At 36.2% G+C, this 22,624-nt stretch carries 22 protein-coding genes and 1 pseudogene; 10 read left to right on the forward strand and 13 right to left on the reverse strand.

Annotated elements, in window-relative coordinates; translation table 11 throughout:
• The first annotated feature begins 3 nt into the window (after positions 1–3).
• Complete coding sequence (gene pgeF, locus RHO11_12080; GenBank protein ID WVD61199.1) at positions 4–741, forward strand: peptidoglycan editing factor PgeF; 738 nt, start codon at positions 4–6, stop codon at positions 739–741.
• Positions 742–745: 4 nt separating this feature from the next.
• Here pgeF and RHO11_12085 read toward each other — a convergent pair whose 3' ends face one another.
• Genes RHO11_12085 through yeiP form a run of 5 tightly spaced genes read right to left on the reverse strand, consistent with a single transcriptional unit; the run spans position 746 to position 4,592 of the window.
• A complete protein-coding gene (locus RHO11_12085; protein WVD61200.1) occupies positions 746–1,165 on the reverse strand; it encodes a hypothetical protein in 420 nt (139 codons plus the stop codon).
• A 43-nt stretch (positions 1,166–1,208) separates the two neighbouring features.
• Positions 1,209–2,336 carry a radical SAM family heme chaperone HemW gene (hemW, locus tag RHO11_12090; protein WVD62899.1) on the reverse strand — a complete coding sequence of 376 codons (1,128 nt, stop codon included), beginning with the start codon at positions 2,334–2,336 and terminating at the stop codon, positions 1,209–1,211.
• A 3-nt stretch (positions 2,337–2,339) separates the two neighbouring features.
• Positions 2,340–3,233: a tRNA 2-thiocytidine(32) synthetase TtcA gene (ttcA, locus tag RHO11_12095; protein ID WVD61201.1), complete on the reverse strand. Its 894-nt coding sequence runs from the start codon at positions 3,231–3,233 to the stop codon at positions 2,340–2,342.
• Between the two features lie 14 nt (positions 3,234–3,247).
• Positions 3,248–3,964, reverse strand: coding sequence for a phosphatase PAP2 family protein (locus RHO11_12100; GenBank protein WVD61202.1), 717 nt, complete (start codon positions 3,962–3,964; stop codon positions 3,248–3,250).
• Between the two features lie 55 nt (positions 3,965–4,019).
• Positions 4,020–4,592 (reverse strand): elongation factor P-like protein YeiP, encoded by a 573-nt coding sequence (gene yeiP / locus RHO11_12105; GenBank protein ID WVD61203.1) that lies wholly within the window; start codon positions 4,590–4,592, stop codon positions 4,020–4,022.
• 96 nt (positions 4,593–4,688) lie between these two features.
• Here yeiP and RHO11_12110 point away from each other — a divergent pair, with 96 nt between their 5' ends.
• Positions 4,689–4,955: a YkgJ family cysteine cluster protein gene (locus RHO11_12110; GenBank protein ID WVD61204.1), complete on the forward strand. Its 267-nt coding sequence runs from the start codon at positions 4,689–4,691 to the stop codon at positions 4,953–4,955.
• 98 nt (positions 4,956–5,053) lie between these two features.
• A complete protein-coding gene (locus tag RHO11_12115; protein WVD61205.1) occupies positions 5,054–6,556 on the forward strand; it encodes an amino acid permease in 1,503 nt (500 codons plus the stop codon).
• A gap of 82 nt (positions 6,557–6,638) precedes the next feature.
• Here the strand turns inward: RHO11_12115 and infA are convergent, their stop codons facing one another.
• Positions 6,639–6,857, reverse strand: a complete 219-nt coding sequence (infA, locus tag RHO11_12120; GenBank protein ID WVD61206.1) for a translation initiation factor IF-1 — start codon at positions 6,855–6,857, stop codon at positions 6,639–6,641.
• Between the two features lie 632 nt (positions 6,858–7,489).
• Between infA and deoD the strand changes: the two genes are divergently transcribed.
• The gene (gene deoD, locus RHO11_12125; protein WVD61207.1) at positions 7,490–8,203 is read left to right on the forward strand and encodes a purine-nucleoside phosphorylase; all 714 of its coding nucleotides are present in this window, start codon (positions 7,490–7,492) and stop codon (positions 8,201–8,203) included.
• Positions 8,204–8,336: 133 nt separating this feature from the next.
• Positions 8,337–9,412 (forward strand): annotated as a pseudogene (locus RHO11_12130) (nucleoside permease).
• Here the strand turns inward: RHO11_12130 and RHO11_12135 are convergent.
• The 4 genes from RHO11_12135 to RHO11_12150 form a co-directional block, all read right to left on the reverse strand.
• Positions 9,374–10,488 (reverse strand): IS3 family transposase gene (locus RHO11_12135; GenBank protein WVD61208.1). Its coding sequence is split into 2 segments (ribosomal slippage): positions 9,374–10,239 and positions 10,239–10,488, totalling 1,116 coding nucleotides; the frame shifts between segments, so codons are not numbered across the junction. The pseudogene RHO11_12130 and the gene RHO11_12135 overlap by 39 nt on opposite strands.
• A 381-nt stretch (positions 10,489–10,869) precedes the next feature.
• Positions 10,870–11,919 (reverse strand): L-idonate 5-dehydrogenase, encoded by a 1,050-nt coding sequence (gene idnD, locus RHO11_12140; GenBank protein ID WVD61209.1) that lies wholly within the window; start codon positions 11,917–11,919, stop codon positions 10,870–10,872.
• Positions 11,920–11,945: 26 nt separating this feature from the next.
• Positions 11,946–13,289, reverse strand: a complete 1,344-nt coding sequence (locus tag RHO11_12145; GenBank protein WVD61210.1) for an MFS transporter — start codon at positions 13,287–13,289, stop codon at positions 11,946–11,948.
• A 43-nt stretch (positions 13,290–13,332) separates the two neighbouring features.
• A complete protein-coding gene (locus tag RHO11_12150; protein WVD61211.1) occupies positions 13,333–14,100 on the reverse strand; it encodes an SDR family oxidoreductase in 768 nt (255 codons plus the stop codon).
• 297 nt (positions 14,101–14,397) lie between these two features.
• On the opposite strand from RHO11_12150, the gene RHO11_12155 reads away from it, so the two are divergent.
• Positions 14,398–15,114: a FadR/GntR family transcriptional regulator gene (locus tag RHO11_12155; GenBank protein WVD61212.1), complete on the forward strand. Its 717-nt coding sequence runs from the start codon at positions 14,398–14,400 to the stop codon at positions 15,112–15,114.
• 101 nt (positions 15,115–15,215) lie between these two features.
• Complete coding sequence (locus tag RHO11_12160) at positions 15,216–16,463, forward strand: enolase C-terminal domain-like protein (protein WVD61213.1); 1,248 nt, start codon at positions 15,216–15,218, stop codon at positions 16,461–16,463.
• Positions 16,464–16,498: 35 nt separating this feature from the next.
• On the opposite strand, the gene prmA is transcribed toward RHO11_12160, so the two are convergent.
• Genes prmA through RHO11_12175 form a run of 3 tightly spaced genes read right to left on the reverse strand, consistent with a single transcriptional unit; the run spans position 16,499 to position 19,085 of the window.
• A complete protein-coding gene (prmA, locus tag RHO11_12165; protein ID WVD61214.1) occupies positions 16,499–17,383 on the reverse strand; it encodes a 50S ribosomal protein L11 methyltransferase in 885 nt (294 codons plus the stop codon).
• 2 nt (positions 17,384–17,385) lie between these two features.
• Positions 17,386–18,825 carry a sodium/pantothenate symporter gene (gene panF / locus RHO11_12170; GenBank protein ID WVD61215.1) on the reverse strand — a complete coding sequence of 480 codons (1,440 nt, stop codon included), beginning with the start codon at positions 18,823–18,825 and terminating at the stop codon, positions 17,386–17,388.
• A gap of 2 nt (positions 18,826–18,827) precedes the next feature.
• Positions 18,828–19,085 carry a DUF997 family protein gene (locus RHO11_12175; protein WVD61216.1) on the reverse strand — a complete coding sequence of 86 codons (258 nt, stop codon included), beginning with the start codon at positions 19,083–19,085 and terminating at the stop codon, positions 18,828–18,830.
• A gap of 207 nt (positions 19,086–19,292) precedes the next feature.
• Here RHO11_12175 and purE point away from each other — a divergent pair, with 207 nt between their 5' ends.
• Genes purE through dgt form a run of 3 tightly spaced genes read left to right on the forward strand, consistent with a single transcriptional unit; the run spans position 19,293 to position 22,411 of the window.
• Entirely contained in the window at positions 19,293–19,823 is a 531-nt protein-coding gene (gene purE, locus RHO11_12180) for a 5-(carboxyamino)imidazole ribonucleotide mutase (protein WVD61217.1), read from the forward strand.
• A gap of 25 nt (positions 19,824–19,848) precedes the next feature.
• Positions 19,849–20,919 carry a 5-(carboxyamino)imidazole ribonucleotide synthase gene (purK, locus tag RHO11_12185; GenBank protein ID WVD61218.1) on the forward strand — a complete coding sequence of 357 codons (1,071 nt, stop codon included), beginning with the start codon at positions 19,849–19,851 and terminating at the stop codon, positions 20,917–20,919.
• A 19-nt stretch (positions 20,920–20,938) separates the two neighbouring features.
• Positions 20,939–22,411 carry a dGTPase gene (gene dgt / locus RHO11_12190; GenBank protein WVD61219.1) on the forward strand — a complete coding sequence of 491 codons (1,473 nt, stop codon included), beginning with the start codon at positions 20,939–20,941 and terminating at the stop codon, positions 22,409–22,411.
• Positions 22,412–22,624 lie beyond the last annotated feature (213 nt).

Genomic DNA, 22,624 nt, shown 5'->3' on the forward strand with positions numbered 1-22,624 from the left:
TTAATGATGATTAAGGCGATTTTTCCTAATTGGTCAGCACCTAGCAATGTTCGTGCTTTCACCACTACCCGACAAGGTGGTGTAAGTGCTGTGCCTTACAATTCGCTTAATTTAGGTAGTCATGTCGGCGATTCTCTACCTGATGTAATAAATAATCGTTCAAAATTAGTTACTGCAATGCAGATACCCGAAGAGCCAATTTGGTTGAATCAAACCCATAGTACTCGAGTTATCGATACTATTTGTTATCAAACTACTGATGCTGATGGTTCTTATAGTCATCAGGCTAGAGCCGTAAGTGTTGTACTGACTGCCGATTGTTTACCTGTTCTATTTTGTTCCAAGTTTGGTAATGAAGTCGCTGCAGCTCATGCTGGTTGGCGTGGATTATGTGATGGTATTTTAGAAAATACAGTTAGTCGTTTTAACTGTTCAAGATCACAAATTATCGCATGGTTAGGACCCGCGATTGGTCCTAGTAAATTTGAAGTTGGCGAAGAGGTCAAAGCTCAATTCATGGCTCATGATAGTGAGGCAGAACAAGCGTTTAAACTGATCCCGACTTCACAGCAGAAATACTTAGCCAATCTTTATTTATTAGCAACGCAGAGATTACAGAAGTTAGGAATTACCCTTATTTATGGTGGCGATTTTTGTACCTATAGCCAAAGCGACCTATTTTACTCTTATCGAAGAGAAAGAGAGACCGGTCGCATGGCTTCTGTTATTTGGTTTGAATAATATTTTATGCGATTTTATCTCTCAATGAGATATTAGCAATCACTGTTGAAAAGAATGAACCCCCGATACTTAGTAATGAAAATATTATCATCATATAAGCTTCTTCTCCTCGAAATAGAGCAAACAGTATTTGTAAAATAAATATATAGATGAAATAGATCACACAGCCCAACATCGGAATAAACCATCGGAGAATGAGTTTTGTACGTTTTGGTGATAAAAAGCCATATAAAAAACCATTGCACAGTGCTGGAATGAAGGTCACTATATAGGCAATAAAAATAAGGAAAGAAAAATCTTCAGCACCTAACGTATTATTATTACTACTAAAATTGATAAAAATATAGCTAAATAGACCATTAAAAAAAGGGCTAATAATTAAAAAAATGAGTACCGATAAAAACACATAATAAGATTTTTTCAAAAGGGTATCCTTAGTTATTGATCAATTATTCATTCGGTTATTGTTATAAAAACAGTTCTAATAATGAGTTCAGATATAATTTACCTTTCTCCGTCAAATACCAATAATCATTATCTTCTGTAATATACTGCTGATCAAGCGCCTGCTTTATTTGCGGTTCTATTATTGATAATGGTAATTGCGTTGTTTGCATAAAACGTAATTTAGGTGTGGGTTCGTGTAACCTAAATTGATTCATGAAAAATTCAAAAGGCAGCTCTTCTTGAGGTACAACATAGGATTTCTCTAAATAACGTCCAGCCATGTATCCTTTAGGATGGCGGGTTTTAATGGTGCGAATTATTTGTCCATTAGGTTGGGTCAATTTCCCATGTGCCCCACAGCCAATCCCTAAATAATCACCAAATCGCCAGTAGTTTAGATTATGTTGACACTGTAAACCGGCTTTAGCATAAGCTGATGTCTCATATTGCTCATAGCCGTTTGCCGTTAATAGCTGATGGCCTTGTTGATAAATATCCCATAATAAATCTTCGTCAGGCAGTTTTGGTGGTTTTGAACCAAATAAGGTGTTTGGTTCAATCGTTAATTGATACCAAGATAAATGTGGTGGAGCAAGATCGATAGCTTGTTGTAAATCAAATAATGCATCGTTTAATGACTGATTTGGTAGACCATGCATTAAATCGAGATTAAAGCTTCTCAATGGCAATGAATTAGCCAGCTTTGCGGCATTTATTGCATCTTGAGGGTTATGGACTCTACCAAGTTTATCTAATTTATCAGCTTGAAAACTTTGTACACCAATGGATATTCGATTAATTCCAGCGTTAATATAGCCCGCAAAATGGTTAGCATCGGCCGAGTTAGGATTGGCCTCAATCGTTATCTCGGCATCTTTTTCAAACGGAATCTCACGTTGAATAGCACTTAATAGACGGTTAATCAACTCGGCGGAAAAGAGGCTAGGGGTCCCACCGCCGATAAATATTGAGTGAATAGATCTATTGCCCGCTAAAAGGAGATCATGATGTAGATCCACTAATAAATGATCAATATAGTCACTATATTCAGGTGTTTGCTTAATGTTATGTGAATTAAAGTCACAATAAGGACACTTCTGTACACACCATGGGGTATGAATATAGAGACTGAGTGGAATCGACTGCATCACTTAATTAACTTCTTTCCATAAAATAAGATCTTGTTCGGCTATCTCGGATGCATCAAAACTATTAATTGGCATCTCTTCGCGATCAAATGCGATATCACCGCCATTAATAATTTCATCACCTTTTTTAATTCCCTTGAAATCAAATAAATGAGTATCACATAGATGAGAAAGCGTAATATTTTGTGTTGCTCTAAACATGGTCTCAATACGACCAGGGAATTTTTTATCCCAATCATTTAGCATCTCTTTGATGACTTGGCGCTGTAAATTTGGCTGAGAACCACAGAGATTACACGGGATAATAGGGAAATTTTTTAATTCAGCATATTTAGTAATATCTTTTTCTTTACAGTACGCTAAAGGTCTGATGACAATATGTTCACCAGTATCATTCATTAATTTTGGTGGCATGGCTTTGATTTTTCCACCATAAAACATATTTAAAAAAAGTGTCTCTAAAATATCATCGCGGTGATGGCCTAAGGCGATTTTAGTTGCACCGATTTCCGTAGCTGTGCGGTATAAAATACCTCGGCGTAAACGTGAACAAAGGGAACAGGTCGTTTTTCCTTCTGGAATCTTTTCTTTGACGATTCCATAAGTATTTTCTTCCACAATCTTATATTCAACCCCTAATGATTTTAGGTACTCCGGTAGAATATGTTCAGGAAATCCGGGCTGTTTTTGATCTAAATTAACTGCGATAAGATCGAAGTGAATTGGGGCACTGATTTTTAAATTCATTAAAATATCAAGTAGCGTATAACTATCTTTACCGCCAGATAGACAAACCATGATTCGGTCACCGTCTTCAATCATATTGAAGTCAGCAATTGCTTCACCTACCTGACGTCTTAAACGCTTATGTAACTTATTTTGATTATAAACTTTCATGTAATGTGATTTTATTATGAGGTTTTAAAAAAACGTTTAGGAATAAAACGTAATAAAAAATTGGCTACGTAGTCGCAAGCTGGTGTTAATAAAAACCAACTGAGTACAATACTAGTAATGGCTAAAGAACCAACATAAACATCAGTAAACCAATGTGCGCCAGCAATAATACGTGGTGCAGAAAAAATAACAACGATAATGACTGATTGGATAAAGGCTTTTAAGCCGAAATATCGCCACATAAAAGCAGCAAAAATCATTAACATCATGCCATGGTCGCCAGGGAAACTATCTCCAGAGGCATCCTTGGTTCCAAAATGGGTCAGTTGTGAGATGCGATTTATATGTTCAAAAGGTTCAAAATAGAGCGTTGGACTTTCGTGCGCAATTGGGATAAATCGACCCCATTGCTTAATACATACAGCCATAATGAGCATCATTAGACCAATAGCAATCATTTTACGTTTATTTTCGTTACTTTGCTTATGAAAGTAACAAAAATAGAGGAGAGCCATAGCTAAAAATGAGACAACATCAAAACTACGATGGTTAGTGATAGCAATTAGGTATAAAAAACCTTTATGGCTACCATCTAAAAATTGATTAAAATAATGGAAAACGGTTGAATCAAAATCAAACCAAAAGCCCTGACGGTAGGTATAATATTGACTTAATAATAATGCTATACCAAATACATTCCATAGTAAGATTTGGGCTGCTGTTTTTTTCATAACGATCTATCTCATTCAAAAATTTGTTCTTGTAACGTTTTATTACTGTAAAAACTTAGTCAGCTCTACTCATATAACGGCGTTCTGCAACATGAATTTTAATTTTTTCACCATTATCAATATATTCAGGAACTTGCACTGTTAATCCAGTTGATAATGTTGCTGGCTTGGTTCGAGCACTAGCCGATGCCCCTTTGATACCTGGATTCGTTTCTACGATTTCTAATTCGACCGTTTGTGGTAATTCTAGAGCAATAACTTGACCATCGACCGTTAATACTTGAATGCCAGGAATGCCACCCTCAGGAATAAAGAGTAATTCATCTTCAATTTGATCTTGTTTAAATAGATAAGGAGTAAAGTCTTCATCATCCATGAAAACGTACTCATCACCATCAATATAAGAGAAACTAACAGGACGACGATTAAGCTCGATTGTTTCTAGAATGTCATCACCTTTAAAACGTTCCTCAACTTTTAATCCTGTTTTAACATCAGAGAAGCGCATTTTATATAAAGTACTAGCACCACGAGCGCTTGGACTTTGTACTTCAACATCTTTAACTAATAATAATTTACCGTTATATGCGATTGCGTCACCGCGCTTAACTTCATTTGCTTTTGCCATAATTTTTCCAACTATAAAAATAGATTAAATGATCTCGCTATTTTAGCGCTATCTTGTTATTGTCACCAGTAAATTTATTGAGTTAAGGCATTAGTTTTGAATAATCAGTTTGTGTGTCGTCAAAATTGTGGTGCATGTTGTATTGCTCCCTCTATTTCGAGTGTTATTCCCGATATGCCGAATGGTAAACCCGCAGGTACACCGTGTATTCATTTAGATAGCCAATACCAATGTTTATTATTTGGAAAACCATCCAGACCCGCTGTTTGTGGAAACTTAAAACCTTGCTATGAGATGTGTGGCAATAATCGGCTACAAGCATTTGTTTACTTGGAAAACCTTGAAAAACTCACTTCTCCTTAAAAAAATCTAATATTAGCTGGCTTTCATTAGAATTATTTATCTCGACTAACTTTTTTTTTGTTACACTCCACCCAAATATTTTTTAACGTGATATAACTATGCAAAATACTCTAAAGCGCGATCTTAAAGCGCGTCATTTAACAATGATTGCCATCGGTGGTTCAATTGGTACCGGTCTTTTTGTGGCATCAGGTGCAACTATTGCTCAAGCAGGTCCTGCTGGGGCATTACTTTCTTATGTAATTATCGGTCTGATGGTCTATTTTTTAATGACCAGTTTAGGGGAGCTTGCAGCTTACCTACCTGTATCCGGTACTTTTGCGACTTATGGCGCAAGGTATGTCGATGAGTCGTTTGGTTTTGCTATTGGTTGGAACTATTGGTATAACTGGGCGATTACTGTCGCAGTGGATTTAGTTGCTGCGCAGTTAGTTATTTCGTATTGGTTTGATTCAGGAAGTTATAGCTGGTTATGGAGCCTGTTATTTTTAAGCTTAATTTTTGTATTAAACTTCATTTCGGTAAAAGGTTTTGGTGAGGCAGAATTCTGGTTTTCACTAATCAAAGTCGTTACTGTTGTCGTATTCATTGTATTAGGTTTATTCATGATCGGCGATATTCTCGTTGATTGGTATCGTAATGCGACAGTTGTTGTTGATCCCGATGGTACAACTAAAATCATTTCAACCTCTGTTGCTCCTTGGCATAATTGGACAATTGGCGACGCGCCTTTTGTGGGCGGATTTGCATCAATGATCGGTGTTGCGATGATTGTCGGATTCTCTTTCCAAGGAACGGAATTAATTGGAATTGCAGCGGGGGAATCAGAAAACCCAGAAAAAAATATTCCAAAATCGATGAAACAAGTTTTCTGGCGAATATTACTGTTCTATGTGTTAGCTATTTTTGTCGTTAGTTTAATTATTCCTTATACGGATCCCCTATTATTACGTAATAATGAAGCGGATATTAGTGTTAGTCCATTTACATTAGTTTTTGAAAATGCCGGTTTACTTTTTGCCGCGGCATTAATGAATGCGGTTATTTTAACCTCTGTATTATCAGCCGGTAATTCTGGCTTATATGCTTCAACACGAATGTTATATGCACTGGCAAAAGAGGGTAAAGCTCCTCGCGTATTTTCTAAATTATCACACTCTGGTGTACCTCGAATGGCGTTAATTGCAACGACTATTATTGCTATGCTCTGCTTTTTAACTTCAATGTTTGAAGATCAGATAGTTTATTTATGGTTACTTAATATGTCAGGTATGACCGGATTTATTGCATGGTTAGGCATTGCAATTAGTCATTATCGTTTTAGAAAAGGATATATTGCACAAGGATTAGATATTAGTAAATTGCCTTATCGTTCAAGCCTATTCCCATTTGGTCCGGTATTTGCTTTTATTCTCTGTTTGATTATTACCTTGGGTCAAAATTATGAAGCATTCTTACAAGATAATATCGACTGGAATGGTGCCATTGCTACTTACATTGGTATTCCACTATTTTTAGTTATTATGTTTAGTTATAAATTAGTGAAGAAAACCAAGTGGATTAAGTATGAAGATATGGATTTTACGCGGATTAAGCATTAATTAGAAAATTATTATAAACACGTCACTTTAGTATCGCGCAGTTTGCGCGATACAGCATGACAGATAATGTGAAAAATAGAATTTAGCGACTACGAAAGATGATACGAGCTTTAGATAAGTCATACGGAGTCATTTCAACAGTCACTTTATCTCCTGTTAAAATTCGGATATAGTTTTTACGCATTTTACCTGAAATGTGTGCTGTTACTACGTGTCCATTCTCCAGTTCTACACGAAACATTGTATTCGGTAATGTATCGAGTATAGTGCCTTGCATTTCAATATTATCTTCTTTTGCCATTGGGTCCTCGTGATGATTATTTTACTCAAACAGCTATGCTTACTAAACTATAGAGTTTTACTTATTTTGTATTACTCATGATTTAAAATAGTAAATAGCGGCAAAATGATGCCGAAAAAATTGCCAGATGTAAAGTTCTTTCTATGATTTTCATTAAATAAAGTTTAGCTGTGCTAAGGCTATTATCTATAATCTAACCCTAACATTATATATTACAATAATATATTAATAAAACTGTGTTTTTTAGGGAAAACATGATAGATGAATAAGAGTTGTACCATTCATCGGATTTATTCAATAATGTTTTAACGTATCTTGTCTTATTATCGAGTAGTGAGTTAATCGATTAATATTTTCTTTATGTAAATTTCATTTTTACATACATTCGTATCTACAGTAGAATGAAGCTGAATCGTTTCTTCAGAATTTCAAAGTGTATATGAAGATACTATTATTTTTTCGACCTAAATAGCATGTCACTTGGTTTGGATAATCTTTTTTAGATAACAATTGTGAATTTGCTCACATAATATATTTTATTTAACAGTTAAATTTAGATCATTAGACAATTGGATAAGCGCTTTTGCTGTAATTTAACTATTTTTAGATAACATTATGCTTAGGAGAATATCATGACAACCCCTCATATTAATGCCGCTGATAATGCTTTTGCCGAAACCGTTCTAATGCCCGGGGATCCTTTAAGGGCTAAATTTATCGCTGAAAATTTTTTAGATGATGCTATTGAAGTCACCAATGTTAGGGCAATGCTTGGCTATACCGGATACTATAAAGGGCAGAAAGTATCGATAATGGGACATGGTATGGGAATTCCATCTTGTTCTATTTATACCGCCGAGTTAATCAAATTCTATAACGTCAAAAATATTATTCGTGTCGGTTCCTGTGGGGCAGTTCGTTCAGATGTTAATGTCGGTGATATTATTATCGGTATGGGAGCTTGTACAGATTCTAAAGTTAATCGTATCCGTTTTCGAGATAATGATTTTGCAGCGATCGCTGATTTTAATTTGACGGTTAATGCTGTTAATGCTGCGAAATTATTAGGTATACCTGTTAAAGTCGGTAACCTCTTTTCGGCAGATCTATTTTATAACCCAGATCCAACTATGTTTGATGTAATGGAAAAATACAAAATTCTTGGTGTCGAAATGGAAGCCGCTGGTATTTATGGTGTTGCTGCCGAATTTGGTGCTAATGCATTAGCGATTTGTACTGTTTCTGATCATATTCGTACTGGTATTGCGATGTCTTCTGAACAACGTCAATTAGGTTTTAAAGAGATGATTACAATTGCTTTAGAGGGAGTTTTACTAAATAAATAATAATATTGTAAGGGATGAGCGATTAATAATATTAAGAGTTATCTAGCTGATAAAGAGACTAAATCAGATTAAAAAAGGTAACCATGGACCGGTATTAAAAAATTTATCAATATTAAATTGGGAATTATCAGTTATGAATATTAAATCGAAGCTTAAAATTATCCTATTTTTACAATTTTTTATTTGGGGGAGTTGGTTAATTACACTTGGCTCATATATGATCAATATACTTGGTTTTACCGGAATGGAGGTGGGCTCAGTTTACGGAACCATGGCATTGCATCATTGATTATGCCTAGTTTATTAGGAATTATTGCCGATCGTTGGGTTCCTGCCAATCGTTTATATGCGTTATGTCATTTGATTGGTGGTTTGACATTATTTTTAGCCGCTTCCGTTACAACTCCATTAGCGATGATCTTTGTAATGCTTGTTCATTGTTTAGCATTTATGCCAACTATTGCTATGGCAAATTCAGGGTCTTATTTTAGCTTAGAATCGAACGGATTCGATGTAGTTAATGACTTTCCTGCGATTAGAGTGTTTGGTACTGTTGGCTTTATTGCGGCAATGTGGATGGTGAGTTTGTTAAAATTGGAGTTAAGTAATATTCAACTATATATTGCAGCGATAGCATCAATTCTACTCTGTTTATGCACCCGTTTTTTACCTAAAATACCTGTTCTAAAACGTACCAACCAACAACGCAGTCTGGTTAATTCTTTGGGGTTAGATGCTTTTGTATTATTTAAACAACGTAAAATGGCAGTTTTTTTCCTGTTTACTGTTTTGTTAGGTGCAATATTACAAATAACGAATACATTTGGCAGCCCATATTTACATGATTTTGCTTTAATTCCAGAATTCAAAGATAGTTTAGTTGTACAATATCCTTCAATATTATTATCAATTTCACAAATTTCAGAAGTTGTTTTTATTCTATTCGTACCTTTTTTCTTGAAACGTTTTGGCATCAAATATGTGATGTTAATTAGTATGTTAGCTTGGTCCATCCGTTTTGCCCTATTCGCTTATGGCGATCCATCTTCTGTCGGATTTATGTTGTTATTACTTTCGATGATTGTATATGGCTGTGCATTTGACTTTTATAACATATCGGGATCTATTTATGTTGAAAAATCTGTCGATGCCAGGGTAATCCTCCCATTTTTAATGGAAGTTAGGCGTAGAATTTTGCTGTTGTATTAATTTAAGTTTTTGCATCGGTGTGATCCCACCAAATCCCATATTAGGTCTTTCATGATTATATGTCCATAACCAATCCGTTGCTTTACCTTGTAATTCACTAATCTCGTTGTAAATATAATGACTTAGCCAATCATAACGAACCGTGCGATTAAAACGTTCAATATAGGCATTTTGCTGAGGATTACCCGGCTGGATAAAGCATAATGTTATTTTGTGCTTTTTAGCCCAACTCGCTAAAAGATGGCTGATATATTCGGGCCCATTATCACAGCGAATCGATTTTGGTTTTCCTCGCCATTCAATAATTTGATTTAATGACCTAATGACACGCTCTGCTGGCAACGAAAAATCAACGTCAATCGTTAAGCCTTCTCGGTTAAAATCATCAATGACATTGAATAAGCGGCAACACCTACCATCGGCTAACTGGTCATGCATAAAATCCATTGACCAACATTCGTTAATGTTTTGAGGAACCGCTAAAGGCTCTGGCTTTTCTCTTTTTAAACGCTTATGAGGCTTGATACGTAAGTTAAGTGATAGTTCGCAGTAAATGCGATAAACTCGCTTATGATTCCATGTATAACCTTTTACATTGCGTAAATATAAAAAACACAAGCCAAATCCCCAATTTCGTTGTTGCTCTGTTAATTCAATTAAATGAGCAGCAATGATTTGGTTTTCGCTTATTAATATCGGCTCATAACGATAGCAGGTTTCACTCACACAAAATGTTCGACATGCTTGTGAAACAGCCATTCTATTTTGTTTGACGACCTCTTTCGCTAACATTTTTCGCTCAGAAGCCTTCACCACTTTTTTGTCATGGCTTCCTGTATGACTTCGGCTTTAAGCCTTTCTTCTGCATACATTTTTTTGAGTCGACGATTTTCATCTTCTAGTTCTTTCATTCTAGCCATTAGCGATGTATCCATGCCACCGTATTTGGCTCGCCATTTATAGAATGTTGAATTTGCCATTCCATGCTCTGGGCATAACTCGGGTACGGGAATACCATTTTCGGCTTGTTTTAATATATTGAGTATTTGATTGTCTGTAAACGTTGTTTTTTTCATGTTTTTCTCCGAACATTATAGTAAGAGAAAATTCTACTTTTGACTTCTATTATTTTTAGGGGGGATTACCGACCGATCTACAATATAAAGCAAAGGAAATCGCTGAGTTTTTATTAGCTTTACAACCTGATATTCGTATTCGAATTAATGCTTTTCATAATCATGGTGTGGTTGGCGCGGCTAAATCATGGTTGGGGGCAACACAAACAGACGTCGATCTATTTGCTAGAGAATTAATCTCGCATGGTATGAAGAACATTATTTATCCATCACGATACTTGTCATAGTGTCATTGAATTATGTTATCGATCTCTTTTGGGTGCTCGCATTATTATATAAAAAGCCCTTTAAAAAGGGCTTTTGACTATAGGATAATTGGACCTAATCAAAAAAGGTAACAATCACTTTTGATGAAATATTTTTATCAGTAGCTGTAATTAATGCTTGTTCAATTTGCTGATAAGGGAACTCACTTGATATTAGTGGTCGTGGGTCAATAATACCTTTTTCCAACCATTTCACAGCAATACCAAATTCATTAATAAATCGGAATGATCCTTTCCAACTGATCTCTTTAGCTAGCATCTGTGCTACAGGATATTGTACAGGGCTGGCTCCCATTCCTACTTGAACAATAGTACCATTCGCTCGAGTCACATGAACGGTTGATTCAATAGCCGCCGCCGCTCCACAGGCTTCAAAAGTGACATCAAAATAACCTTTATTATGGGTAAAAGTTGCTAATGCCTCTTGATTTAATGGGCTAACTACATGGTCAGCCCCCATTGCTAATGAAATTTTCTGGCTACGTTCATTAATATCTGATGCGATCACTTCAACGGCTCCAGCCGCTTTTGCCGCAGCAATAATTAAACAGCCGATTGGACCTGCCCCTATCACTAATACCTTTTTACCGACTAAACTACCAGCAATATTGACTGCATGAATTGCAACCGTAGTTGGTTCAGCAAAAGCCATGACTTGAGCTGGCACAGTTTCATCGTAAGGGAAACATTGTTGTTCTGAGACAATAGCATATTGTGAAAAGCCACCATGCACATGTGGATTAAACTGGGCGCTACCCATAAAACGCATGTTGGTACATTGATTTTGTTTACCTTCTAAACAATATTGACACTGATTACAAGGACGAGATGGATTAATTGCGACTTTTTGACCTATTTTCAATTTAGAATTTTTGGGTATTTTATCAACACGTCCAACGAATTCGTGACCAATGACCATCGGATGTTTTATAACAGATAATCCCGCATGTCCTTCTTGATAATAGTGAATATCTGAGCCACATATACCGCCCGCTTCAATTTTTATTACAACATCATCATCGGTATATGTTAATTCTCGATCATCTATACGAATATCTTGTTTGCCATGAGCAAAACAGGCTTTACAAATTAGTTTTTGATTCATTTTATTCGCCTCTATTAATAATGAGATTATGTTGTTGATTTATCTGTTTCGTTGGTATCTCGTAAACTTGGAATATTCATAACTTCAATTTTACCTACCAAAAAGACATAAGCAAGGAAGCCAATTAATGCTACCGCCGAAATATAGTACATTGCATATTGAAAATTATTGGTTTTATGTAAAATAACGCCAATGACAATAGGGGAAATAATGCCAGATAAATTACCAAATACATTTAAAAATCCACCTATCGTACCGATGATTTTCCTTGGAATAACATCACTACATACAACCCAGCCTAAGTTTGAGAATGCATTCGCAAAAAAGGCAATAGAAAGAATCGCAATCGCAATGACGGGTTGATCTTCAAAGAAATTGGCAAAGCACATAATCGTGGTAACTAATAACCCAGCCATAATCGGTAGTTTTCTGGCAAATGTTTTTGAGTATTTTTTCTTAATCAGCATATCGCTTAATACTCCACTAGATAAGACGCCAGCCATTGCCATCAAGTATGGGAACATAGCACCAAACCCAGCTTTAGATATTGATAAATGTAAGCCTTTTTCTAGATAGACAATAAACCACGTTAGAAAGAAGTATAGCGTTGATGATGCTGCAAATTGTGCGATAAATAGTCCCCACATCGTACGTTGACGTAGGACATAAAAAATATCACTCCATAACACTTTTTCTGCTTTGATCGTATGTTGACTTTGGTCGAATCCACCGCCAGCTTTAATATAATCTAGTTCAGCTTGATTGGCGTTTTTACTTTCAAATGGTTCCCGATATTTTATTAGCCAGATAAGACCAAAAATAATCCCCACACCGCCAGAAACGTAGAATGACATTTCCCAGCCATAATTAGCCACAATCAACGATAAAACCGGTGTTAACGTTGCTAAACCAATATATTGGCCGCTTGAATATAGCGCAGTCGCTCTCGCTCGTTCTTGAGAGGGGAACCATGTTGCAATAATTTTAGTATTTGAGGGAAAAGAGGGCGCCTCTGCAATACCAATTAATCCTCGGCACACCATTAACATGGCAAAAGATGCCGTGACAGTGGTAAACCAATGGTGAGAGGCAAGCCCCATTAAAAATGTAAAAACACTCCAAAGAATAATGGCTCCGCCATACAATTTTCTAATACCCACGCGATCTAAAATATAACCGACCGGGATTTGGCTAATTGCATAAGTCCATGTGAACATCGAAAATAACCAGCCTAGTTGTGTACTAGAAAAACCAAAATCATTTTGAATATTTGAGCTGGCAACAGCAAGGTTAGCTCTGTCCATATAATTAATTGCAGTGACAATGAACAACATAGCTAAGATCATAAATCTTGTTTTCGTTGGTTTCATAGTAAATATCTCTTATCAATGTATTGGTGTTAATTATTTTTGATTACAAAACAGCTAACCAGCCTCCATCCACATAAATAATTTGCCCGTTAATATAGTCAGAGGCAGGGGATGAAAGAAAAATCGCGGTACCAATTAACTCCTCTGTTTTGCCCCAACGTTTAGCTGGATTACTATTTTTGACCCAAGTATCAAAAGCTACATCTTTAATTAATGCTTCATTCATATCTGTCAAAATATAACCAGGTCCAATTCCATTAGCTTGGATATTATGTTCACCCCATTCGGCAGACATCGATTTAGTTAACATCTTAATACCACCTTTAGCAGCAGTATAAGGTGCTACAGTTGGTCGAGCTTGTTCACTGGTTAATGAACAGATGTTAATAAATTTCCCTCCTGATTTACGTGCAATCATTCGTTTAGCTGCTTCTCTTGAGACTAAGAAAGTACCTGTTAAATGAATATCAACCACTCGTTGCCAATCTTTTAATGCTAGTTCTACCATTGGTTGACGATGTTGGATTCCAGCATTATTAATGACAATATCGATTTGGATTCCAGCTTTATCCATTTCTTCGAAAGCGTTGACTATCTGTTCCTCTTTTGAAACATCAATAACATAGCCTGTTGCGTTATAACCTTTAGCTTTTAATTTATTAATCGCTTCTTGTAAGGTTTCTGCTCGTATATCACTTAAGACGATAGAAGCGCCAGCAGAGGCAAGTCCTTCAGCATAAGAAAAACCTAATCCTCTAGCAGATCCTGTAATAAGTGCTGTTTTTCCAGTTAAATCAAATAATTTATGCATAATCTAAGTACCTTATTAATGTTTATTGATAATATGTTATTTTGCGAGAATATGTCATACCTCAACCTGTATTACAACATATATCATTTTTATGAAAATGCTATTAATGAAAATAGATATTCGATACTAAATTTTATTTTTGTGATCGATATAACACTATGAGATATCGGTTTGATGTCACATTTTTATAGGTTTGAGTGGGATAGCGTAGAAGAAAGTAAAATGAATAGATGTTGGTAAAATACATTAAATAGTTGTAATATGAGTACAATTTATCAAAATATATACATTATAAAAATGACAATTCAATCAATACCTAAAAGTAATATTGTAGATGCAGTTTATGAACAAATGTTAAATAAAATCCTTGATGGGAGTTGGCCGCAAGAAAGTAAATTACCGTCAGAATTTGAGTTGACCGATCTATTTAATGTTAGCCGTACTAGCATTCGTAGTGCGGTACAAAAACTACGAGATCTTGGTATTATTTATACTAAACATGGTAAAGGTTCTTTTGTCTCTTCAAATATTAATAAAGATAAAATTAATAATATTAATCAACCGATTATGCATTTAAGCCAAGAAGAGTTTATGGATATGATGGTGTTTCGGCAGACGGTCGAGTTTAAATGTATTGAGCTGGCAGCTGAAAAGGCTAACGATGAAGATATTCAAGCTATCGAAGAGGCCTTAAATCGTATGTTGATTAATAAAAATGATTATAAAAAATATTCACAAGCAGATCTCGATTTTCATATAGCCGTTATTAAAGCATCCCATAATAAAATCTTTATTAATATTATTTATGATATTAAGTCAATTTATTACCATTATTTAGAAGAGCTTAATCGCGTATTTGGGATTACTCTTGAAAGTATTGATGCTCATATTAAAGTATTTATGGCTATCAAAGAGCATGATGTTGAAAAAGCAAAATTATCATTAAACTCAGCGATGGAAACGAATATTTTAGCCATTAATAAACTGAAAAATGAAACAAATTTAGAAAATTGATAAAATAATACTTGCTCTCTCTATTCATTTAATGTTACTTTTATTTTGCGAGATATGATGTCATACAACCTATCGGTGAAATGTATACATTGGAGATTTTCATGATAAAAGTAACAAATGTTAAAACAATTTTAACTGCCCCTGGCGGAATTGATTTAGTCGTGGTTAAAGTTGAAACTAACCAAGATGGTTTATATGGATTAGGGTGTGCAACATTCACCCAACGAATTTTTGCCGTTGAAGCTGCAATTAATGAATATATGAAGCCTTTCATTATTGGTAAAGATCCTCGTCGAATTGAAGATATCTGGCAATCAGCGATGGTCAGTGGCTACTGGCGTAATGGCCCAGTGATGAATAATGCGGTTTCTGCTATCGATATGGCCTTATGGGATATCAAAGGCAAGATGGCGGGAATGCCGGTTTATGATTTATTAGGTGGTCGATGCCGGGATGGCATTCCGTTATATCGTCACTGCGATGGTGGCGATGCGATTGCCGCTGAAGACAATATTCGCGCGGCAATGGAAGAGGGTTATCAATATGTACGTTGTCAAATGGGGATGTATGGTGGTGCGGGTACTGAAGATCTTAAACTGATTAACACGCAGTATGATAAAGCTAAAAATATTCATCCAAAACGTTCACCACGTAATAAAACATCGGGTATCTATTTTGATCCTGATGCTTATGCGCGTAGTATACCTAAATTCTTCGATCATTTACGTAATAAGATCGGTTTTGATGTTGAGTTTATTCATGATATTCATGAGCGTATTCAGCCAATAGCCGCGCTACAAATGGCGAAAAGTCTAGAAGATTATCGTCTCTTTTATTTAGAAGATCCGGTTGCACCTGAAAATGTCGACTTCTTGAAAACAATGCGCGCTCAAACATCAACACCGATTGCAATGGGAGAATTATTTGTCCACGTTGCTGAGTATAAGCATCTAATTACTAATCATTTAATTGACTTTATCCGCTGTCACATTAGCATGATTGGTGGAATTACACCGGCTAAAAAATTAGCCAGTCTGTGTGAATATCATGGTGTACGCACTGCGTGGCACGGGCCGGGTGATATTTCACCTATTGGTGTGGTTGCGAATATGCATATTGATATGAGCATTACCAACCTCGGTATTCAAGAGTATACACCGATGAATGATGCACTACGTGAAGTCTTTCCTGGTTGCCCAGAGATTGAACAAGGTTATGCCTACTTGAATAATAAGCCAGGCTTAGGAATTGATATTGATGAAGCAAAAGCAAAACAGTTTCCAATAGCTGGTGGTTTACCATCATGGACTAATGCGCGTACCCCAGATGGTACAGCGGCTCGTCCATAATATAAAAAACCCCAGATATCTGGGGTTTTTTATGACTAACTTAATTTTTTACCGGTAATACGACACCACTCTTCTTGTGTAACAACGGGATCGAGTGCAAATTTTGCTGCATAGGCATCACAAACACTTTGTGATTGGCTTTCTAAAATGCCTGATAATCCAAGTAAACCAGCTGGTTTGACCAATACACTAATATTGGGTTCTAACTCTTTTAATGGACCCGCTAAAATATTAGCAACGACGACGTCTGCTAACAAATTGTCAGGAATATCTTTTGATAAATACAGGGATAATTTTTCACTAACATGATTACGCTCTGCGTTATCACGACTTGCTTGTAGGGCTTGTGGATCAATATCAATACCAATCGCTTGTTTAGCGCCTAGTTTGAGTGCTGCAATGGCTAAAATTCCTGAACCACAACCATAATCAATAATAATTTTATCTTTAAGATCTAATCCATCTAACCATTGTAAGCACAATGATGTGGTCGGGTGAGTGCCAGTACCAAAAGCCAGTCCGGGATCGAGCATAACATTCACGGCATTGACATCAGGCACATCTCGCCAGCTTGGACAAATCCACAACCGTTTGCCGAACTGCATTGGGTGGAAATTATCCATCCATTCACGTTCCCAGTCTTTGTCTTCTAATTGTTCGATTTTATAAGTTAAATTTTTATCGACCAGTGGAGACAAGTTTAAGACTTCGATGAGTTGTGCGGTATCGGTATCCGCTTCATATAGACCAATGACATCTGTATTGCCCCATAAACGTGTTTCACCAGGAAGCGGTTCGAATACAGGAGTATCGTAGGTATCTTGAAAAGTGACAGAAACAGCGCCACTCTCTTCTAATAAATCACTAAATGCTTCCGCTAATTCATTAGTTGTGTTTATCTTAAGTTGTATCCAAGGCATGGTTAATCCCTATTGTGTAAATTTTTGCCAAATGGATTGGCAACTAAAAAAGCAATTAATCCCAATAATAGTGATGGAACAATGGGATGGAATTTAAAAATTTGTATATTGTTACTAGCAAGAATAGCATAACATAGCGCACCTAAGATCATCGATGTTAATGCACCACAGGCATTCGCTTTTTTCCAATACAGTCCTAACACTAAAGGCCATAAAAATACTGCTTCAAGGCCACCAAAAGCTAATAAATTTAGCCAAATGACCATATCAGGTGGATTCCAAGCGGTTAAAATCACGAGACCACCAAAAATAAATGTAATAATCACCGATAAACGGGTTAATGCTTTATCATTTTTAGCTGCTTCTGGCTTGATTGATAAAAAGAGATCTTTGAGTAACACTGAGGATACTTGCAGTAATTGAGCATTGATTGTTGACATGATTGCAGCAAGTGGAGCGGCTAAAAATATACCGGCAGCCAAGGGCGGTAAAATTTTAACGATTAAGTTCGGTACTACTTGATCAGGAATGGTTAAGTCCGGAATAATGGCCCGTCCGAGTGCACCAGATAAATGCATGGTAAACATGATGACGGTGACCATGATTGTGCCTAAAATAATACCACTATGTACCGCTTTGCTATCTTTATAGGCCATACAGCGGACTGCTGTATGAGGTAGACCGACTACCCCAAAACAGACCAAGACCCAAAATGATGCCATAAAGGGAATGTCCATAAAATTATTTGGCCCTTGTGGTGTCAATAACGCGGGATCACTTTGTTTAAGGGTTTCAACAATATTGGGAATACCGCCGCCGACATAGATCACCGCAATTAATAAAATAATAGCGCCAATTAGCATAACGAGCCCTTGGAAAGCATCGTTTAAAATTCCAGCGCGAAAGCCACCAAAAGCAGTATAGATCACAGTACCAATACCAAAAATTAGCAATCCGTAACCATACGGAATACCGACTGAAGACTCAAGTAACCGTGCTCCGCCAATAAATTGTACTGTCATTGCACCAATAAAAGCGATAATAATGGTAATACTAGCTAACCAGACCACTAAGCGACTTTTATAATGAGCATAAAGCATATCACTCAGTGTAATTGCATTATATTTACGCGCTAAAATTGCAAATTTTTTACCAAGAATTCCGAGCGATAATAAAACTGTCGGCACTTGAATCATTGCGAGTAATACCCAACCTAAGCCAAATTTATAAGCTGCACCTGGGCCGCCGATAAATGAACTCGCGCTGATATAGGTCGCAGCCAATGTCATCGCAAGTAAAAATCCACCCATGGTACGATTGCCGATAAAATAATCAGTAAATTGATCGGTTTTTTTACGTTTTATATAGGCATAACCAGAAATGGCGAACACTAGCGCTAAATAGAGAACTAAAGGAATAATAATATCTGTATGCATCATCATATTTATTTATTTGGTGAGTGTTCAGCTTCGGTATTATCGAGCGGTATGTTACTAAATTGCCACTTTACAACCAAATAGCAGATCAGTAAAAAACCGATTGGCGTTAAAATACACGATAGTTCAAACCAGATCGGAAAACCTAATATGCCAGGAGTATCACCCCAAAAATAGGCAAAAGTAATCCAAAAAATCAGATAAATGATCGTGATATACAACGACAACCTAGCTTCTTTATTAGCTTGTAAATAACGTTTATCCATTAATATAGGAACACCATGTATGATTAAAGGAGGGTAGAGTAAAATAAACTATCTAAATAAGCAAGATAGATATTAACCTGTTTATCTTTCATTCGATGGCAATCAATAGTAAAAATAGTAGAAAAATTATAATTAAAAAAATTAATCTATAACTAACTTATTAAATTCTTTATACTATGGTCCTCTAGAATTTGATGAGTAGCGATTATGTCTAAAAAACCAGTAACGAGTTCTTCAGTCAAAACCACACAGAGTAAAATAGCGATTGTAATGGGATCCAAAAGTGATTGGGAGACTATGCAACATGCCGCCGATATTTTAACCCTTTTATCAGTTCCTTTTCATGTCGAGATTGTCTCTGCTCACCGTACTCCTGATAAACTATTTACTTTTGCTCAAGATGCTAAAACTAATGGTTTTGAAGTCATTATTGCTGGAGCTGGTGGGGCTGCACATTTACCTGGAATGCTAGCGGCTAAAACATTAGTGCCTGTATTAGGTGTGCCTGTACAAAGTGCCGCATTAAGTGGTGTCGATAGTTTATATTCTATTGTACAAATGCCGAAAGGTATTCCGGTTGGTACATTAGCGATTGGTAAAGCGGGAGCCGCGAATGCGGCATTATTAGCCGCACAAATTTTGGCTATCAATGACAGTGAGTTATTTAAAAAGTTAGAAGTATTTAGACAAAATCAGACTGATGATGTACTTGCCAACCCAGATCCAAGATTAGTGTAGTCTCTTTATCGTTAAGGAATAATAAATGAAATCGGTATGTGTATTAGGTAATGGTCAATTAGGTAGAATGCTTAGACAAGCAGGAGAACCACTCGGTATTCATGTTTATCCAGTAGGTTTAGATGTTGAACCCTCTTCGGTTCCTTATCAAAATTCAGTAATCACAGCTGAAATTGAACGCTGGCCAGATACTCCTTTTACACAGATTTTAGCGCAACATAACGGTTTTATTAATCGGGATATTTTCCCCATTATCGCTGACCGTTTGACTCAAAAACAGTTATTAGATCGTTTATCTTTACCCACTGCACCATGGGCTGTACTCGATGATCATAATAATTGGCCAGCACTTTTTACTAGCTTGAGTGAGCGTTTGATTGTTAAGCGACGAGTTGGTGGTTATGATGGTCGAGGACAATGGCGAGTTACTAATGATACTACCCATCAAGTACCTGCTGACGCTTATCAAACATCAATTGTAGAGAAAGCGATTAATTTTACAGAAGAGATGTCACTTGTTGGTGCTCGAAATCGCCAAGGCCATTGTGTATTTTATCCATTAACTCATAATCTACATCAAGATGGCATTTTAAAAATGAGTGTAGCTTTTCCTAATGCGAATAATCAGTTACAGCAACAAGCACAAATAATGCTTAGTAAAATTATGGATAAACTCAATTATGTTGGTGTCATGGCTATGGAGTGTTTTCTTGTTGATGGTCAACTGTTAATTAATGAGTTAGCACCAAGAGTGCATAACAGTGGTCACTGGACCCAAAATGGTGCTTCAGTGAGTCAATTTGAGTTACACTTGCGGGCAATTTTAGATTTACCATTACCCAATCCAACGGTATTTGCACCAGCTGTTATGGTGAATTTAATTGGTACTGAGTATAATCTAAGTTGGTTAGCTCAATCGTTGGTACACTTACATTGGTATGATAAAGAGGTGAGATCGGGCCGTAAAGTTGGACATTTAAATCTGACTCATTTGAATACATCGTATCTTTGTGATTGTTTAACTGCTTTAATTCCAACGTTACCTTACGATTATCAGTCAGCTATCGCTTGGGCACAAACTAAACTAAATTCATAAAAAAGTTGAGAGTATCAGAATGATCAATTTTCATAGCAAAATCAGTTATCAGCGCCATGTTGGAAAACAGAAAGAGTGTTTATCTGACGAGTATTCATTGGTGCGTTGCTTTGAAAGTGATCGAGGTCGAATTCTAAACTCAGCTGCGATTCGGAGATTACAACAAAAAACTCAGGTCTTTCCCTTAGAGCGCAATTCAGTTGTACGTACTCGCTTAACCCACTCACTGGAAGTTCAACAAGTGGGACGATATATTGTAAAAGAAATTTATCAACGTCTTGCTTGTGCTCATCAATTAAAACACTATGGCTTAGATAAAATAGGTGTTGTGTTCGAAAGTTTAGTTGAAATGGCTTGTTTAATGCATGATATTGGCAATCCACCATTTGGCCATTTTGGTGAAGCGGCGATTAATCATTGGTTTACCCATCGTTTAGGAATCGGCAGAACATCGGACTATACCATGTTAAATGAGCAATCTGATCAGCCTGAACTCAATATCTTGCGTAAGAAAATTCGACAAGATTTATGCCATTTTGAAGGAAATGCTCAAGCAATCCGTCTTGTACATACGATTTTGAAACTTAACTTAACTTACTCACAAATCGCGTGTATTTTAAAATATTCTAAACCTGCCTATTGGACTGAAGCGATACCGCCTGAGTTTAGTTATTTAATGAAAAAGCCGGGCTTCTATCTTTCTGAAGAACCGTTTGTTAACGCGTTACTTGAGAGCTTTGGGCAAAAAACCTTTCACCGCTATCCATTGGTTTATATTATGGAGGCGGCAGATGATATCTCTTACTGTATTGCTGATTTAGAAGATGCTGTAGAAAAGCGTATCTTTACTGTTGAACAGCTATACCAATATCTGCTTGATGAATGGGGGCCAATGAAAGAAGATGATCTATTTGATAGAGTAGTGACAAGAGCCTTTAAGAGTTTACAATACCCATTAAGTGCTGATCAATTTTTTATGTATCTCCGCGTTAATACAATTGGTAAGCTAGTCCCACATGCTGCTGAGCGTTTTATTGAAAATATTGATACGATTTATGATGGATCATTTAATCACGCCTTACTTGAAGATCATGATGCAGAATTTAAGTTACTAGAGATCTTTAAAAAGGTAGGCTTTAAATATGTATTTAATCATGAATCGGTAGAAAATATTGAACTGCAAGGCTACCGTATCATTAGTGGTTTATTAGATATTTATAGTCCACTACTGGCAATGCCTGTCGCTGATTTTAGTAAACTGGTGAAAGAAGGGCGACACAATCACTATATGATCGAAACGCGTTTATATCATAAGCTATCGGCTAAACACTGCATTGCTTATGAAGAAGCTGTAACGCAGCTTAACCAAGATGACCCATCGTTTACGGTCTGGGAGTTTTATTACCGAGCTCGTTTATTACAAGATTATATCAGCGGAATGACTGATCATTTTGCTTATGATGAATATCGCAAGTTAATGGTGAGTGATTAGCACCGCAATGGTGCAATATCACCTATCTGTTCTAAAGTAATTATTTCGATTGCTTATCAAACATTCTATCTATCATCTTATTCTTATCCACTTACTACAGATAAGAGAGATTACCCTATCTATTTTAATATAATTTTTTCGTTAAATTATTGTTGTAAAGTGTAATTCTAGTATAAAAATAACTTGAATTTATGGAAATAATTACTCAATGCG

The sequence above is a fragment of the Orbaceae bacterium BiB genome (assembly GCA_036251205.1).
GTDB classification, from domain to species: Bacteria; Pseudomonadota; Gammaproteobacteria; order Enterobacterales; family Orbaceae; genus Orbus; species Orbus mooreae.